The 14,793-nt window shown below is 71.8% G+C and carries 17 protein-coding genes; 10 read left to right on the top strand and 7 right to left on the bottom strand.

From position 1 onward, the window contains the following. Positions 1-40: 40 nt before the first annotated feature. Both JT362_RS19985 and JT362_RS19980 read left to right on the top strand, forming a co-directional pair. Complete coding sequence (locus JT362_RS19985) at positions 41-613, top strand: DinB family protein (RefSeq protein WP_260192927.1); 573 nt, start codon at positions 41-43, stop codon at positions 611-613. Continuing rightward, entirely contained in the window at positions 613-1,050 is a 438-nt protein-coding gene (locus tag JT362_RS19980; RefSeq protein ID WP_260192926.1) for a VOC family protein, read from the top strand. The genes JT362_RS19985 and JT362_RS19980 overlap by 1 nt, the downstream gene beginning before the upstream one ends. A gap of 1 nt (position 1,051) precedes the next feature. Here JT362_RS19980 and JT362_RS19975 read toward each other — a convergent pair whose 3' ends face one another. Beyond that, positions 1,052-4,024 (bottom strand): glycine--tRNA ligase, encoded by a 2,973-nt coding sequence (locus tag JT362_RS19975; protein ID WP_260193237.1) that lies wholly within the window; start codon positions 4,022-4,024, stop codon positions 1,052-1,054. Positions 4,025-4,057: 33 nt separating this feature from the next. Here JT362_RS19975 and JT362_RS19970 point away from each other — a divergent pair, with 33 nt between their 5' ends. Beyond that, on the top strand, positions 4,058-4,918 hold the full coding sequence (locus JT362_RS19970; protein WP_260192924.1) for an alpha/beta hydrolase: 861 nt from the start codon (positions 4,058-4,060) through the stop codon (positions 4,916-4,918). Here the strand turns inward: JT362_RS19970 and JT362_RS19965 are convergent. Next, complete coding sequence (locus JT362_RS19965; RefSeq protein ID WP_260192922.1) at positions 4,903-5,202, bottom strand: WhiB family transcriptional regulator; 300 nt, start codon at positions 5,200-5,202, stop codon at positions 4,903-4,905. The two genes, JT362_RS19970 and JT362_RS19965, sit on opposite strands and share 16 nt — an antisense overlap. A 136-nt stretch (positions 5,203-5,338) precedes the next feature. Here JT362_RS19965 and ku point away from each other — a divergent pair, with 136 nt between their 5' ends. The 3 genes from ku (at position 5,339) to JT362_RS19950 (ending at position 8,212) form a co-directional block, all read left to right on the top strand. Continuing rightward, a complete protein-coding gene (gene ku, locus JT362_RS19960) occupies positions 5,339-6,310 on the top strand; it encodes a non-homologous end joining protein Ku (RefSeq protein WP_260192920.1) in 972 nt (323 codons plus the stop codon). Positions 6,311-6,390: 80 nt separating this feature from the next. Beyond that, entirely contained in the window at positions 6,391-7,758 is a 1,368-nt protein-coding gene (locus JT362_RS19955; RefSeq protein ID WP_260192919.1) for a hypothetical protein, read from the top strand. Next, positions 7,727-8,212, top strand: a complete 486-nt coding sequence (locus JT362_RS19950; protein ID WP_260192918.1) for a hypothetical protein — start codon at positions 7,727-7,729, stop codon at positions 8,210-8,212. Before JT362_RS19955 ends, JT362_RS19950 begins: the two co-directional genes overlap by 32 nt. Positions 8,213-8,227: 15 nt before the next feature. Here JT362_RS19950 and gcvT read toward each other — a convergent pair whose 3' ends face one another. Beyond that, complete coding sequence (gcvT, locus tag JT362_RS19945) at positions 8,228-9,316, bottom strand: glycine cleavage system aminomethyltransferase GcvT (protein ID WP_260192916.1); 1,089 nt, start codon at positions 9,314-9,316, stop codon at positions 8,228-8,230. 90 nt (positions 9,317-9,406) lie between these two features. Between gcvT and JT362_RS19940 the strand changes: the two genes are divergently transcribed. Both JT362_RS19940 and JT362_RS19935 read left to right on the top strand, forming a co-directional pair. Then, positions 9,407-9,724: a hypothetical protein gene (locus JT362_RS19940; RefSeq protein ID WP_260192915.1), complete on the top strand. Its 318-nt coding sequence runs from the start codon at positions 9,407-9,409 to the stop codon at positions 9,722-9,724. Beyond that, the gene (locus JT362_RS19935) at positions 9,721-9,918 is read left to right on the top strand and encodes a DUF6186 family protein (RefSeq protein WP_260192913.1); all 198 of its coding nucleotides are present in this window, start codon (positions 9,721-9,723) and stop codon (positions 9,916-9,918) included. Before JT362_RS19940 ends, JT362_RS19935 begins: the two co-directional genes overlap by 4 nt. Before the next feature lie 10 nt (positions 9,919-9,928). Here the strand turns inward: JT362_RS19935 and JT362_RS19930 are convergent, their stop codons facing one another. The 3 genes from JT362_RS19930 to JT362_RS19920 all read right to left on the bottom strand — a co-directional run bounded on the left by JT362_RS19930 (position 9,929) and on the right by JT362_RS19920 (position 12,315). Further along, complete coding sequence (locus tag JT362_RS19930; protein ID WP_260192912.1) at positions 9,929-10,792, bottom strand: hypothetical protein; 864 nt, start codon at positions 10,790-10,792, stop codon at positions 9,929-9,931. Between the two features lie 16 nt (positions 10,793-10,808). Further along, the gene (locus JT362_RS19925; RefSeq protein WP_260192910.1) at positions 10,809-11,300 is read right to left on the bottom strand and encodes a SigE family RNA polymerase sigma factor; all 492 of its coding nucleotides are present in this window, start codon (positions 11,298-11,300) and stop codon (positions 10,809-10,811) included. Between the two features lie 64 nt (positions 11,301-11,364). After that, positions 11,365-12,315, bottom strand: a complete 951-nt coding sequence (locus JT362_RS19920) for a hypothetical protein (protein WP_260192909.1) — start codon at positions 12,313-12,315, stop codon at positions 11,365-11,367. A gap of 122 nt (positions 12,316-12,437) precedes the next feature. Between JT362_RS19920 and JT362_RS19915 the strand changes: the two genes are divergently transcribed. Together JT362_RS19915 and JT362_RS19910 are read left to right on the top strand one after the other, a co-directional pair. Then, positions 12,438-13,247: an AraC family transcriptional regulator gene (locus tag JT362_RS19915; RefSeq protein WP_260192908.1), complete on the top strand. Its 810-nt coding sequence runs from the start codon at positions 12,438-12,440 to the stop codon at positions 13,245-13,247. A gap of 10 nt (positions 13,248-13,257) precedes the next feature. After that, positions 13,258-13,641, top strand: coding sequence for a VOC family protein (locus JT362_RS19910; RefSeq protein WP_260192907.1), 384 nt, complete (start codon positions 13,258-13,260; stop codon positions 13,639-13,641). Here the strand turns inward: JT362_RS19910 and JT362_RS19905 are convergent, their stop codons facing one another. Continuing rightward, the gene (locus JT362_RS19905; protein WP_260192906.1) at positions 13,642-14,793 is read right to left on the bottom strand and encodes an acyl-CoA dehydrogenase family protein; all 1,152 of its coding nucleotides are present in this window, start codon (positions 14,791-14,793) and stop codon (positions 13,642-13,644) included.

Here is a 14,793-nt window from a genome sequence, read left to right as displayed (position 1 = left end):
CGGACCGATCCTGTCCGCTATGTGCGGCAGGGTGGGTGCCATGACCGACCAGAACTGGAACGCCCTGCTCCGCGAGCAGATCACCTGGCATTGGGACAACCAGCTGCGCGACCGCATCGAGGGGCTGACCGACGAGGAGTACTTCTGGGAGCCCGTGCCCGGCTGCTGGACGGTGCGTCCACGCGGCACCGGCACCGCTCCGGTGCAGGGCGGAGCCGGCGAGCTGACCATCGACTTCGCGATGCCGGTGCCCGACCCGGAACCGTTCACCACGATCGCCTGGCGGCTCGGCCACGTGATCGTCGGCGTGCTCGCCGTGCGCAACGCCGCCCACTTCGGCCGGCAGCCGACGGACTACTTCTCGTTCGAGTACGCCACCACGGCGGCCGACGCCCTGGCCCAGCTCGACGCGGAGTACGCCACCTGGCTGGCCGGCGTCGAGTCGCTCGGCGAGGCCGGCCTGGCCCGCCCGTGCGGCGAGGCGGAGGGCCCGTACGCCGAGTGGCCGATGGCGGCGTTGGTGCTGCACATTCATCGGGAGCTGATCCACCACCTGTCCGAGGTCAGCCTGCTCCGCGACCTCTACCTGCACACTCCCCGGGAGACCCGCTGATGGCCCGCGAAATCCAGATCACGTTCGACTGCGCCGACCCCGCCGCCCTGGCGGAGTTCTGGGCCGAGGCGCTCGGCTACCAGGTACAGGCCCCACCCGCCGGCTTCGAGACGTGGGACCAGGCCCTGGCGGCGATGGGCGTGCCACCCGAACGCCGCAACGACGCCTCCGCCCTGGTCGACCCGGACGGTGCCGGCCCACGTGTGTTCTTCCAGCGGGTACCGGAGGGCAAGCAGGCGAAGAACCGGGTGCACCTCGACCTCCGCGCCGCCCCCGGCCGCACCGGCGACGAGCGGATGGCGGCCCTGGAGGCGGAGGCCGCCCGGCTGGTCACCCTCGGCGCCACCCGGGTGTCCCGGCACGAGCCCGCTCCCCCACTGGGCGCCGGCCACATCATCCTCACCGACCCGGAAGACAACGAGTTCTGCCTGGACTGACCTACTGGGTGCCCAGGGCCTGCCAGTCCAGGGTCGGGGCGGCCAGGTCGCGGATCGCGGCCAGGAGGCCAAGGCGGGCTCGGCGCACGTCCTGGTCCTCGGCCATCACCAGGATGTCGTCGAAGAAGGTGTTGATCGGGGCGGTGAGGCCACTCGCGGTGGCGACGAACTCCGCCAGGTCGCTCGTGCCGTCGCCGAGGGTGGCGCTCACCTTCGTCAGGCTCTGGTGCAGGGCCGCTTCGGCGGGCTCGGTCAGGCGGGCCGGGTCGTAGGTCGCCGTCGTCTCGGGCGGGACGATGCGGCGGACGCGCTGCAACGCGGCCACCAGGGCGGCGAACTCCTCGTCGCCCTGGCGGGACTCCAACTCGGCCAGGGTTTCGGCGGCGGTGGCGGGAGGCAGGGCCAGGACGGCGGCGACGTGCCGGTGGTCGTGGCCGGCGTCGAGCAGCTGCTGCTCCTGGCGGCGGCGCATGAACTCGGCGACCTCGGCCAGGGTCTCCTCGGCCACCTCGATGCCCTGGGCGCGTACGTGTTCGGCGGCCACCGACAGGCCTCGGGCGAACGTGATCTCCCGCAGGCCGGGGTGCGCGCGCAGGATCGTGATCACGCCGGCGGCCGCGCGGCGCAGGCCGAACGGGTCCGAGCTACCGGTCGGCGCCGCCCCGACCGCGAACAGTCCGACCAGCATGTCGAACCGGTCGGCCAGGGCCAGCACCGCGCCGGGCACCGTCGCCGGCGCGGCGTCGCCGGCCGAGCGGGGGCGTTCCATGTCGAACAGGGCCTGCGCGACCTCCGCCGGCTCCCCGGCCCGCACCGCGTACTCGCGGGCCATCACCCCCGCCAGGCTGGTCAGCTCGATCACCATCTGCGAGCCGAGGTCGAACTTCGCCAGCTCGGCCGCGCGTGCCAGGGTCGCCCGCTCGGCGTCGGGCATGGACGAGCCGAGGTCGCCGGCCACCCGGGCGATCCGCGACGCGCGGTCGGCCATCGACCCCAGCCGCTCCTCGAACGCCAGCCTCGCCAGGCCGGCCTTCATCGTCTCCGGGGCCACCTTCAGGTCCGCCCGCCAGAAGAAGCTGGCGTCCTCGTACCGCGCCCGCAGCACCGCCTCGTTGCCGGCGCGCACGGCGTCGGCGTCGCACGAGCCGTTGGCGACGGCCACGAAGTGCGGCAGCAGGGCCCCGTCGGCGGCGCGCACCGGCAGGTACCGCTGGTGCTTGCGCATCACCGTCGTCAGGATCTCCTGCGGCAGTTCGAGATACGTCGGGGCGAAGCCGCCGAGGATCGCGTTCGGCTGCTCCACCAGGTTGGTGATCTCGTCGAGCAGCGCCGACTCGCCGTCGACGTCGATCGTGCCGCCCGCCGACTCGGCGAGCGCGGTCGCGTCGGTCACCACCGACGAGCGGCGCTCGGCGACGGAGGCCACGATGCCGTGCGCGGCCAGGAACTCCAGGTAGCCGGACGCCGACGGGACCTCGACCTCGGGCGTGTCGGCGGTGCGGTGGACGCGGGTCACGCGCCCGGCGGCCAGGGTCGAGGCCACCACCGGCACCACCTCGTCGCCGAGCAGCGCCACCAGCCAGCGCACCGGGCGGGTGAACGACAGCGCGGGATCGTTCCAGCGCATGTTCTTGTCCGCGCGCAGCTCCGCGACCAGCGCGCCGAGCACCTCGACCAGCACCTCGACGGCACCGCGCCCGGTGTCGGTCCTGCGTACCCCGACGTGTTCCGCGTCGCCGACGGTCACCCGTTCCAGGGCGGACACGTCGACGCCCTGGCCGCGGGCGAACCCGGCGGCGGCCTTCGTCGGCGAGCCGTCGGCGGCGAACGCGGCCGAGACGCGCGGCCCGCGCACGAACCGCTCGGCGTCCGGCTCGCGCGGGGCGACGTCGTCGACCAGCAGCACGATGCGCCGGGGCGTCGCGTGCACGGTCACCTCGCCGTGCGCGAGCCTCGTCCCGGCGAGCTTGGCGACCAGCGCGTCCCGCACCGCGCCCGCCGAGCGGGTGACCTCGCCGGGCGGCAGTTCCTCGGTGCCGATCTCGAACAGCAGCGGTGCCGGGCCGGTGACCTCCGGAAGCGTCGCGGGCGGGGTGGCGGCCGGGAGCGCGGGCGTCTCGCCGAGCGGGTGCCCGAGTTCCTCGCGGCGCGCGGCCCACAGCGCCGACACCTCCCGCGCCAACCCGCGCATCCGCGCGAACGCCCTGGCGCGCTCGGTGGTCGAGACCGCACCGCGCGAGTCGAGCACGTTGAAGGTGTGCGAGCACTTGAGCACGTGCACGTGCGCCGGCACCGGCAGCCGCGCGTCCAGCATCCGGCGGGCCTCGGCCGCGTAGTCCTCGAACAGCCGCCGCTGGGTCTCCACGTCGGCGTCGTCCAGGTAGAACCGGCTCATCTCGTACTCGGCCTGGCCGAACGCCTCGCCGTAGGTGATGCCGGACGCGTACTGGATGTCCTTGAAGTGGCTGACGCCCTGCAGCGCCATGATGATCCGCTCGACGCCGTAGGTGATCTCCACCGACACCGGGTCCAGGCTCATCCCGCCGGCCTGCTGGAAGTAGGTGAACTGGGTGATCTCCAGCCCGTCCAGCCACACCTCCCAGCCGAGGCCCCAGGAGCCGGTGGCCGGGTTGGCCCAGTTGTCCTCGACGAAGCGGATGTCGTGCGCGTCGATGTCGATGCCGAGCGCCTCGAGGCTCGCCAGGTACTGCTCCTGCGGGTCGCCCGGGTCTGGCTTGAGGATCACCTGGAACTGGGTGTGCGTCTGCAGCCGGTTCGGGTTCTCGCCGTACCGGGCGTCGTCCGGCCGCACGCTCGGCTCGACATAGGCCACCCGCCACGGCTCGGGACCGAGCACGCGCAGGATCGTGGCGGGGTTGAGGGTTCCGGCACCGACCTCGGTGTTGAACGGCTGCACGATCATGCAGCCACGGTCGGTCCAGTATCGGGTCAACGCCAGCAACGCGTCCTGCATGGTCAGCACGGGTAAACCCTAGTGTCGGGCACCATGAACGCCGTGTCCGGGGCGCTGCGCAAGACTCGTGCCGTGCTGCTCAGAGTGCTCGTCGTCGTGGTGGTGCTGGCGGTCGTGGTGCTGGCACTCGCCTACCTGTTCCAGCGGCGCCTGGTGTACCTGCCGGACGACGGCCCGGTGCCCGCCGCCGGCTCGGTGCTCGACGGCGCCCGCGACGTCGAACTGCGCACCGCAGACGGGCTCACCCTCGGCGCCTGGTACGTGCCGGCACGCGGCACCGGCACCGGCGTGACCGTGCTGGTCGCGGCCGGGAACGCCGGCAACCGCGCGGCCAGGGCACCGCTCGCGGCGGCGCTGCGGGAGCGCGGGATGTCGGTACTGCTGTTCGACTACCGCGGGTACGGCGGCAACCCGGGCGACCCCACCGAGGACGGGCTCGCGCTGGACGTGCGCGCGGCCAGGCGATACCTGGTCGAGCGGGGCGCGGAGCGGATCGTGTACTTCGGGGAGAGCCTCGGCGCGGCGGTGGTGGCCGAGCTGGCCACCGAGCACCCGCCGTGCGGGCTGCTGCTGCGCTCACCGTTCACCGAGCTGGCCGACGTCGCGGCGGAGCTGTACCCGTTCCTGCCGGTCCGGCTGCTGCTCAAGGACCGGTTCCGGGTGGCCGAGCACGTCCGGCGGGTGCGGGTGCCGACCACGGTCGTGTACGGGTCGGCGGACGAGATCGTGCCGGTGATGCTGAGCCGGACCGTGGCGGAGGCGGCGGCAGGGCCGGTCACCACCGTCGAGGTGCCCGGTGCGGGTCACAACGACCCCGAACTCCTCGACGGCCCCCGACTGGTCGGCGCCACGGTCCGGCTCGCAAGCCAGGCGGGAGGTCAGGCGACGTGCTGACCTCGGCGCTTCCGGTGCTGGTAGGCCGCGCGGCGCTCCCCCTCGTCGAGGCCGCCCCAGATGCCGTACGGCTCGTACACGGTCAACGCGTGGTGCCGGCACTCGACGATGACGGGGCAGCCGCGGCAGATCTCCTTGGCGCGCTCGATCCGCTCCTCCCGCGCCTGGCCGCGCTCGGCGCGCGGGTGGAAGAACATCTCGCTGTTCTGGCCCCGGCAGGCGCCCAGCCGTTGCCAGTCCCAGGTCTCCGACACGGGACCGGGAAGCCTCGATACGTCAACCATGGGTGTGCCCTCCGTCGTTCGCGCTTGGCCGTGCGAAGACGTGGTACCCGAGGCGGATCGGGATCAAACACGACTGGTGCGCCGATCCTCGAACACGTCATGATGATCCGTACGACAGCGTGGGGAGGCGGTAACGGTGGCACGACCGATCTGGAGCGGCGCGATCAACTTCGGGCTGGTGACCATCCCGGTCGAGTTGTACAGCGCGACCGAGGACCACACGATCAGCTTCCGGCAGTTCGAGCGGGGCACCTCGGACCGGATCCGGTACAAGCGGATCAACGAGCGGACCGGCAAGGAGGTCGCGTTCTCCGACATCGTGAAGGGCGCCGACCTCGGCGGCGGGGAGTACGTGATCATCGAGCCGGACGAGTTGGACGCCATCGCGCCAGGGCGGTCCCGCACGATCGACATCAGCTCGTTCGTCGAGCTCGACGACATCGACCCGATCCACTTCCAGCGCACGTACTGGCTCGCCCCGGCCAAGGAGGAGTACGGCAAGTCGTACTCGCTGCTGCTGCAGGCGATGGAGAAGACCAACCGGGCCGGCATCGCGTCGTTCGTCATGCGCGGCAAGGAGTACCTGACCGCGGTCCGCGCCGGCGACGGGCTGCTGGTGCTGAACACGCTGCTGTTCGCCGAGGACATCCGCGACCCCGCCAAGGAGCTCAAGTCGCTGCCGGAGATCACCACCGCGCGCGGCAAGGAGATCGAGATGGCGGTCAACCTGATCGAGTCGATGACCGACGAGTGGCGGCCGGAGGAGTACCACGACACCTACACCGAGCAGGTCGAGAAGCTGATCGAGGACAAGCGCGAGGGCCGGGAGATCGTCGCCGAGTCCGAGCCGAGCGAGCCGACGAAGGTCGTGGACCTGTTCGAGGCGCTGTCCCGCAGCGTCGAGGGCCGCAAGAAGCGCCGTGACGAGCCCACGGCGAAGGAGAGCAAGGCCGACTCGAAGGCCGACTCGGACGACCTGGACAACCTGAGCAAGGCCGACCTGGACAAGCTGGCCCGCGACCTGGACGTCAAGGGCCGTTCCAAGATGAGCCGCGACGAGCTGAGCAAGGCGGTGGCCGAGGCCCGCGCGAAAGCCGGCGCCGCGTAGTAGTCGATTGCGCACTCACCGCCCCCTAACGACGGATAGCCTGAGAACGATTCCGGGGTATGCGTCTGTGGGGAGGCGGCATGACCAAGAACGTCCCGGTGGAGCTGTCACCGGAAGAGGAAGAGTCGTTGTCCAAGCAACGCGAGAAGTGGTCCCAGCGGCGGGCGGCACTGGTGATGTTCGTGGCCGCGCCGGCACTGATCTCCCTGGTGGGTGGGGTCGCGGTGCTGCCGGAGCACCTGCAGCTGGTGGCGATCCGCGCCGCGCTGCTGCTCGTGGTCTGCCTGCTGCCGTCGATCCTGTGGTACCTGTTCATCAGCACCCGCCGGGTCAGCCTGCTCAACGAGTTCCTCGCCAACCTCGACCGGCTGGGGCTGATGCGCGAGCAGCCGGGCGAGGGTGAGGTCACCAGGCGGCGCCGGATCTCGGGTTACCTGCAACGTTTCGGCGCGGTGTACGGGGACCTGCCCGAGGTGGTGCACCGGACCGTGCAGGAGGACCGGTTCGAGCGGTACACCCGGGCGCACTTCAGCGGGGCGACCGGCGTGACCACCGCCGCGATCCCGGTGCTGGCCTCGACCGCGCTGATCTCCATCGGCTGGCTGCTGACCCTGCCGCCGGTGGACGTGAGCACCGACCGGGCGGCCACCGAGGTGGTGGCGTGGATCGAGGCGCTCACGCCGACCGTGCAGCCGATCACGCTGGCCTTCCTCGGCGCGTACTTCTTCTCGATCCAGATGCTGTTCCGCCGTTACGCGCTCAAGGACCTGCGCGGCAGCGCCTACATCTCGGTGTCGATGCGGATCGTGCTCGCGATCATCGGCGTCTGGGTGCTGACCGCGGTGAACGAGCGGCTCGGCCTGCTCGGCGGCGGCACGCTGTACGCGGTGGCGTTCGCGGTCGGGGTGTTCCCGCTGGTGCTCTGGCAGATCATCTCCCACCACCTCAAGAAGCTGCGGTTCCTGACCGTGCCGAGCATGCGGGCCGCGCTGCCGCTGGACCAGCTCGACGGGCTGTCGGTGTGGCACCAGGTACGGCTCGAGGAGGAGGACATCGAGAACGTGCCCAACATGGCCACCGCGGACCTGGTCGACCTGCTGCTGAACACCCGACTGGCGCCGAACCGGATCATCGACTGGGCCGACCAGGCGATCCTGCACACCCAGCTCGGCCCGGACGCCGCCGACAAGCGCGCCCAGCTGCACGCCAGGGGTGTCCGCAACGCCACCACGTTCCTCCAGGTGGCCGCGACGGGCGCGCCTCTGTTCGACGACGAGACGCACCGGAAGCTGGTGCCGGCGCTGGAGGTCGGCCTCCGGTCGAACGCCAACCTCCAGCTCATCGAGTGCTGGCGCCGGATCTGCGAGCACGCGCGGCCACCGGTCCCGCAGGAGGTCGTCCTCCCGGTGCCGGTCGGTGGCGAACGGGACCAGGCGCCGGCGCGGTAACTCCGTTGACGCCACGGCGGCCGCACCGGTGGACGTCGCGGGCTGTCTGGGCGCCACCTGGATCGGCGACGGCGTCGCCGGGACCGTCGACCTGCTCCGCGGAAGCACCCGTCCCGGCGGCGTGATGCTGGTCGGCGAGCCGTACTGGCGCCGCGAACCGCCGGACCAGGCGACCGTCGAGGCCCGCCACTTCACCAGCGTGGACGACCTGCTTCCACTGCCCGAGCTGGTCGAGCGGTTCGGCGAGCTTGGCTGCGACGTGGTGGAGATGGTCATCACCGACCAGGATGGCCGGGACCGCTACGTCGCCGCCCAGTGGATGAGCATCCGCCGGTGGCTCGACGCCAACCCGCACGACCCATTGGCCGACGAAATGCGGCCGAGCTCACCACCGCTCCCGCGAGCCACGTCACGTACCAGCGCGAGTACCTGGGCTGGGGCGTCTTCGCCCTGATGGACCGCTGACCCGTCAGCGCTGGTAGAACGGCAGCGCGACGACCGTCACCGGGAACGCCTTGCCACGCACGTCGACCGACAGCGCGGTGCCGGGCTCGGACAGCGACGGCGGCACGTAGGCCATCGCGATCGGGTGGCCAAGGGTCGGGGACAGCGCGCCGCTGGTGACCGTGCCGACCGGGGTGTCGCCGTCGAGTACCGGGTAGCCGTGCCGGGGGGCGCGGCGGCCCTCGCCGGTGAGGCCGACCCGCACGTGGTCGGCGGCGTTCTTCGCGCGCTCCGCCAGCGCGGCGCGGCCGACGAAGTCGGCGTCCTTGTCGAACTTGACCACGCGGCCGAGACCGGCGTCGAACGGGCTCATCTCCGCGGACAGTTCGTTGCCGTACAACGGCATCCCGGCCTCGAGCCGCAGCGTGTCGCGGGCGGCCAGGCCGGCCGGGAGCAGACCGTCGGCCGCGCCGGCGTCGGTCAGCGCGGCCCAGACGTCGGTGGCGTGCGCCGCATCGGCGAACACCTCGAAGCCGTCCTCGCCGGTGTAGCCGGTGCGGGCGAGGAGCACGTCGTGGCCGGCGATGCTGGTCGGCGCGCTGCCGTAGTAGGTCAGGGCGTCCAGGTCGGCGTCGCACACCCGGCCGACGATCCCCGCCGAGCGCGGCCCCTGGCAGGCGACCAGCGCGACCTCCCGCGACCGGTCGACGACCTCGGTGTCGAAGCCCTCAGCGCGGGCGACCAGCTCACCGGCCACCCGGACGGCGTTGGACGCGTTGGCCACCACCAGGTACCGGTCCTCGCCGACCCGGTACACGACCAGGTCGTCGAGCACCCCGCCGTCGGCGTCGCAGATCATCGTGTACCTGGCGCGGCCGACCTTGAGCTTGGCCAGGTTCCCCACCAGCGCGTGGTCGAGCGCGCGCCCGGCCTCCGGCCCGGTCAGCTCGATCTCGCCCATGTGCGACAGGTCGAACAGGCCGGCGGCCTCGCGCACCGCCCGGTGCTCGGCGAGTTCGCTGCCGTAGCGCAGCGGCATCGACCACCCGGCGAAGTCGGTGAACGACGCGCCGAGCGCGGTGTGCACGTCATGCAGCGGTGAAGGAGTACCCATGCCCCGATCCTGCCTGGCCGGGCGCCCACCGGGAACAATGGGGGTATCGAGCACACGCAGCGCCTTCCGCCCTGGGCCGTCGCGGCCGGGTTGGGCTACGCGCTGCTCGGCGCCACGTTCGCGAGCCACAGTGTGCCGGCGCTGGTGGCCGTGCTCGTGCCGGGGGTGGCCGCGCTGGCGGCGGTGGCGCTGGTGCGGCGGCCGAGGGTGCCGGGCGGGCGGTTCGGCCGGCGGCACCTGGCCTGGCTGGTGTGGGCGCTGGCGTTCACCGTCTGGGAGGTCGCCTCGCTGGTGCTCGGCGAGCTGTCGTTCAGCCTGCTGTTGGACCCGGTGCTGGCGATCTACCCGCTGCGGGTCGCCGGCTGGGTGCTGTGGCTGGCCGGGCTGTGGTTGCTGGTGCGCCGATGATCTCGTGGGTGCTCGGCGTCGGGTTCGTGCTGCTGGTGCTGGTGGGGTTCGCGGTGGAGCTGATCGCGCGGCGTGCGGTGCCGAAACGGCCGACGGGTGGCGACCTGGTACGGATCCTGGTCGCCACCCGGACCGGCCGGTTCGTGGTGGTCGCGCTGTGGGTGTGGGTCGGCTGGCACTTCCTGGCGCGGTGAGGCCGGCGGGTCAGGGGAAGACGGTCAACCTCGGGTCGAGCGCGATCTCGGCGAGCTGGTCGACGGTCAGTGGCGGCTGCGCCGCTCCGGGCTCTTTCGGGGGGCCGGCGGGGTCGCTGCGGTTGTCGGCGGAGACGTCCACCCTCGTACCGTCCGACTTGTCGACCATCACCACGTTCCGCGTGGTGGTGTCGGGGTTCTTGCCGAGCACCTCCGTCCAGGCGAGCACGCGGTCGCCGCCGTCGGTGGTGAACGCCTCACAGGGTGGTGTCACGGCGCCCCACGGGACCTCGTCACAGCTCCCGGGCAGCGGCGTGATCGTGACCGACGCCGACAGCCTCATACTGGTGAACCGCCCGTCCACCTCGATGTTCGCGTAAGCGTGGTACGCGTACGGGTCGATGCCGCAGGCCGCGTTGTCCTTCCCGTTCGTCGCGCCGCCGGGTGAGTGGATCTGGAAGAATTCGAGCGGACCGGCCTCGGCGCTCCGGTTGGGTGCTGCGCTGAACTCGGCGCCGGCTGGCAGGCGCGCGCCGACCAGGTCCGCGGCCAGCGCGGTGAGCCGCGCCTTCGCCGCGCGCGGCGGCTCGGCGGTCCGCGGTTCCATGTCCTCGAGCAGGCACCACTCGGATTCCGGGACAGGTTCCGGCGTGGCGGAGGGCTCCGCCGGCCGCGCCGCCCCTTCCCGCTCACCGGGCAGCAGTGTGAACGCCACCGCGCCCACGACCAGCACCACCGCCGCGGCGACGCCCGCGGTCGGACTCGCCACCGCCCGTACCCGCGCCGCGCGGCGCCCGCGCACGATCGCGGCCTGAACGTCCACTGTGGACGGCGGGGCCTCCCCGATCGCGTCGTCGAACTGTTTCTTGTCCATCGTTCTCTCCGTGTGCCTAGTCGGTCACCTCGGCCGCCCTGGCCCGCAGCGTGTAGAGCCCCCGCGCGGTCTGGCTCTTCACGGTGCCGGTGGTGCAGCCGAGAATCTCGGCGGTCTCCTCCACCGAGAGATCGCAGTAGAGGCGGAGCACGACCGCGGCGCGGCGCCGCGGTGGCATGCCGTCGAGCAGGTCCAGCAGCTGGGCCCGGTCGAGGACGCCGTACTCGACAGGTGATCCGAGGTCGGGCAGCACGTCCGTCGGCGTCTCCCGCCGCCACGGCCGACGGCGCTCGTCCAGCCACTCGCGCAGCAGGATGCGCCGCACGTAGCCGTCCAGGCGCTCGTCGTCCTTGACGCGCGGGAAGTGCCGGTAGAGCTTGCTGATCGTGACCGAGACGAGGTCGTCCGCCGTGTGCCAGTCCCGGCACAGCAGGTACGCGAGCCGCCGCATGGTGTCCATCCGCGCGACCACGTAGTCCCGGTACGCCGCCTCGTCCGCCCGTTTCACTGTGTCCCCTGTCCGTTCGCCTCCACATCAGGTCAACGGAGCCGGGGAGCGGCCGGGTTGCCCGTCAGCCGAACTCGGAGATCTCGAAGACGCCGATGTCGTCCGCGTTCGCGCCCTGGTCCGGCACGGTCTGGTTCAGCGAGGCCTCGACCGCGACCCAGCCGTGGAAGCCGCCGTCGCTGTCGATGATCTGGAGCATGGGCTTGACGTGCGAGTTGCCCTCGTAGCAGTACTCGCCCCGGCCGTCGGCCAGCGCGGTCCGCCAGTGCCAGAGGGTGTCGCGGCGCGAGTTCGAGGTGGTGTTGGGGGTGGCGAGGTAGTACTCGGTGGCCGGGGTGCGGGCGCCGAGGCAGCGGCTGCTCGTGCACCGGTCCCAGTCGGTCACCCAGAAGGGGCTGCCGGAGCCCTCGTCGATGTAGGGGTCGCCGGCGTCGGTCTTCCAGAGGTGGTAGTTGTGGTCGAGCGTGCCGTGGTCGAACGCGGCGATCTCGGCCATGGAGGCGCGGTCGGACCATTCGGCGTTGCTGCCGTAGCCGTAGCCGTGGGTGGCGCCGAACGAGCTGCCGGCGAAGGTGAGCTTGGCGAGCGTGTCGATCGGTTGGCTGACCGTCCACTCCTCCCACCCGTTGCCGGTCCAGGAGATGCGCAGCGTCGAGCCGTCGACGGTGTAGGTGCCGGACAGTTCCTCGGGTGCGGAGGTGGCCTGGAACCCGTTCGCCGTCTGCACGTTGCACTCGCGGGCGACACAGTCCCGGGCGACGACCCCGGTGTAGCTCCGTTGCACGCGCTTGCGCTGGGACCAGTGGAAGTGCGACTCGAAGACCTGTCCGTCCGTGGTGAACGAGTACGTGGCGAGCCGGACCCAGTTGGTCCGGGAGTCGGCGGACAGCCCGCCGACCGCCACGGTGAACCGGTGCATCCCGGCCGGGGCGTCGGTGGCCTGGGCCGCCACCGCCCCCGGCAGTCCGAGCACCAACAGCACGATCGCGACACCGACCGACAGGATCCGACGCATGGGGGCCTCCAGCAGGGGGAAGAGTGCCTCCCTGCCAGCATCCCGCATCTGTCAAGAACAAACCAAACGACTAGCGAACCGGTTCAAAGCTCACGTTAAGCCCACGCGCCTATGCTCGGGCCATGAGCACGGTTCCCGAGTTCCGGCACACCTCGGGCCGTCCCGCACCGGCCCTGCGCGGGCTGCTGGCCAGGGACTACGCCGGGTTCACCCAGCCGCCGTCGACGCGGTTCAGTTGGGTCGCCACGGCGGCGCCGACCGCCACCGTGATCGTCAACCTGCATGGGGACATCACCGGTCTGCCGAGTGCGTTCGCGGCGGGGCCGTCCGACACGCACCGGGTGGTCGAGCAGACCGGGGCCGTCGAGTGCGCCGACCTCAAGCTCACCCCGCTCGGCGCCTACCGGCTGCTCGGCACGCCCATGGCCGCGCTGACCGGACTCGCGGTCGACCTCACCGACCTGCTCGGCCCGGCCGGCGCGACCCTCGTCCCCCGGATGGCCGAGGCACCGACTTGGGTCGCCCGGTTCGCACTACTGGACGCCTTCCTGCTGGACCGGCTCGCCTCGGGGCCCACACCGGCCCCGGAGGTCGAGTGGGTGTGGCGGCGGATGGTCGAACGCGGCGGGAACGTGCTGGTCGGCAACCTGGCCGCCGAGGTCGGCTGGAGTCGGCGGCACCTGGTGGCACGGTTCCGCCAACAGGTCGGGCTGACCCCGAAGACGGCGGCGCGGGTTCTCCGGTTCGACACCGTGCTGCGCCGGTTGCCGGCGGGGCCGCCGGCAAGGGTGGCCGTCGAGTGCGGGTACTACGACCAGTCGCACCTGGACCGGGACTTCCGCGAGTTCGCCGGGACGACCCCGAGCGCGTACCTCGGACACACGCCAAGCGAGGTCACATTCTTCCAATACGGCTGGTCACCGGCCGCCTAGCGTCGCGGGCATGACAATCTACGCAGCGATCCGGTACCAGGACCCGGACAAGGCGATCACCTGGCTGTGCTCGGCGTTCGGGTTCGTCGAGCAGGCCGTCTCCCGCGAACCCGACGGGGGCTTCCAGCACGGCGAGCTCCGGCTCGGGGAGAGCGTGGTCCTGGTAAGCGGGCCGGGCGAGCCGGGGTGGATGGGGTCGAAGCCGATGGACCCGCTCGCGTCCTCGATCACGCTGTATGCGGCCGTCGACGACCCGGCCGCGCACCACGACCGGGCCCGCGCGGCCGGGGCGACCATCGTGCAGGAACCGATGCGGATGGACTACGGATCCACCGAGTACTCCGCGCGCGACCCCGAGGGGAACCTGTGGTCCTTCGGCACCTACCGGCCCTGACTAGACGAACGCGTTGACACCCGTCAGCGCGCGGCCGATCAGCAGCTTCTGCACCTGGCTGGTGCCCTCGTACAGGGTCATCACGCGGGCGTCCCGAAGGATCTTCGCCACCGGGTACTCGTCGAGGTAGCCGTAGCCGCCGTACACCTGGATCGCCAGGTTCGCCGCGGTGACGGCGTTCTCGCTCGCGTACAGCTTGGCCATCGACGCCTCGGTGCGGAACGGCTCGCCGCGGTCGACCAGGTCGGCCACCCGCCACACCAGCAGGCGCGCGGCGTCGGTGCCCACCGCCATGTCGGCCAGCATCTGTTGCACCAGCTGGAAACCCGCGATCGGACGGCCGAACTGCTGGCGCTCCCCCGCGTACCGCGTTGACGCCTCCAGCGCGGCCCGCGCGAGGCCGACACAGCCGGCGGCCACCGACATCCGGCCCTTGTCCAGGGCGGCCATGGCGATCTTGAAGCCCTGGCCCTCCTCCCCCAGCCGGGCCGAGTCGGGGACGCGCACGCCGTCGAGCACGAGCTCGCCGGTGGACTGGCCGCGCAGGCCGAGCTTGCCCTTGATCTCCCGGTGCTCGAAGCCGTCGGACGCGGTCGGCACCAGGAACGCGGTCACCCCGCGCGGACCCGGCTCGCCGGTACGGGCGAACACCAGCGCCAGGTCGGCCCAGGTGCCGTTGGTGATGAACATCTTCGTGCCGGTCAGCACCCAGTCGTCGCCGTCGCGGACCGCCCTGGTGGACAGGTTGCCGGCGTCCGAACCGGTGTCGGGCTCGGTCAGGCCGAAGCAGGACAGGGACTCCCCCGACGTCAGCCCCGGCAGCCAGGCGCGCTTCTGCTCCTCGGTGCCGAAGGACAGGATCGTCTTGCCCACCAGACCCAACGACACCGACACGATGCCGCGGATCGCCGAGTCGCCCCGGCCGATCTCCTCCATCATCAGGCAGTAGGACAGGTGGTCGCCGCCCGAGCCGCCGTACTCCTCGGGCACGGTCAGCCCGAGGAACCCGACCTCGCCCAGCTTGCCGACGATCGACCGGTCGACCTGTTCGGCCAGGTCCCAGTCGCGCACGTGCGGCACGACCTCCCGGTCGACGAAGTCGCGCGCGAGGTCACGCAGCGCTGCCTGCTCTTCGGTGAGGGACAGATCCAT

Origin of the sequence: Actinophytocola gossypii, from assembly GCF_025165815.1 — a bacterium.
GTDB lineage: Bacteria > Actinomycetota > Actinomycetes > Mycobacteriales > Pseudonocardiaceae > Actinophytocola > Actinophytocola gossypii.
This window is presented reverse-complemented; position numbering and strand designations above follow the sequence as displayed.

Bases quoted from the DNA above. Each gene is read 5' to 3' on its own strand.
- JT362_RS19985 (WP_260192927.1), top strand. From the start codon at position 41: ATGACCGACCAGAACTGGAACGCCCTGCTCCGCGAGCAGATCACCTGG.
- JT362_RS19980 (WP_260192926.1), top strand. From the start codon at position 613: ATGGCCCGCGAAATCCAGATCACGTTCGACTGCGCCGACCCCGCCGCC.
- JT362_RS19975 (WP_260193237.1), bottom strand. From the start codon at position 4,024: ATGCAGGACGCGTTGCTGGCGTTGACCCGATACTGGACCGACCGTGGC.
- JT362_RS19970 (WP_260192924.1), top strand. From the start codon at position 4,058: ATGAACGCCGTGTCCGGGGCGCTGCGCAAGACTCGTGCCGTGCTGCTC.
- JT362_RS19965 (WP_260192922.1), bottom strand. From the start codon at position 5,202: ATGGTTGACGTATCGAGGCTTCCCGGTCCCGTGTCGGAGACCTGGGAC.
- JT362_RS19955 (WP_260192919.1), top strand. From the start codon at position 6,391: ATGACCAAGAACGTCCCGGTGGAGCTGTCACCGGAAGAGGAAGAGTCG.
- gcvT (WP_260192916.1), bottom strand. From the start codon at position 9,316: ATGGGTACTCCTTCACCGCTGCATGACGTGCACACCGCGCTCGGCGCG.
- JT362_RS19935 (WP_260192913.1), top strand. From the start codon at position 9,721: ATGATCTCGTGGGTGCTCGGCGTCGGGTTCGTGCTGCTGGTGCTGGTG.
- JT362_RS19930 (WP_260192912.1), bottom strand. From the start codon at position 10,792: ATGGACAAGAAACAGTTCGACGACGCGATCGGGGAGGCCCCGCCGTCC.
- JT362_RS19920 (WP_260192909.1), bottom strand. From the start codon at position 12,315: ATGCGTCGGATCCTGTCGGTCGGTGTCGCGATCGTGCTGTTGGTGCTC.
- JT362_RS19915 (WP_260192908.1), top strand. From the start codon at position 12,438: ATGAGCACGGTTCCCGAGTTCCGGCACACCTCGGGCCGTCCCGCACCG.
- JT362_RS19910 (WP_260192907.1), top strand. From the start codon at position 13,258: ATGACAATCTACGCAGCGATCCGGTACCAGGACCCGGACAAGGCGATC.
- JT362_RS19905 (WP_260192906.1), bottom strand. From the start codon at position 14,793: ATGGATCTGTCCCTCACCGAAGAGCAGGCAGCGCTGCGTGACCTCGCG.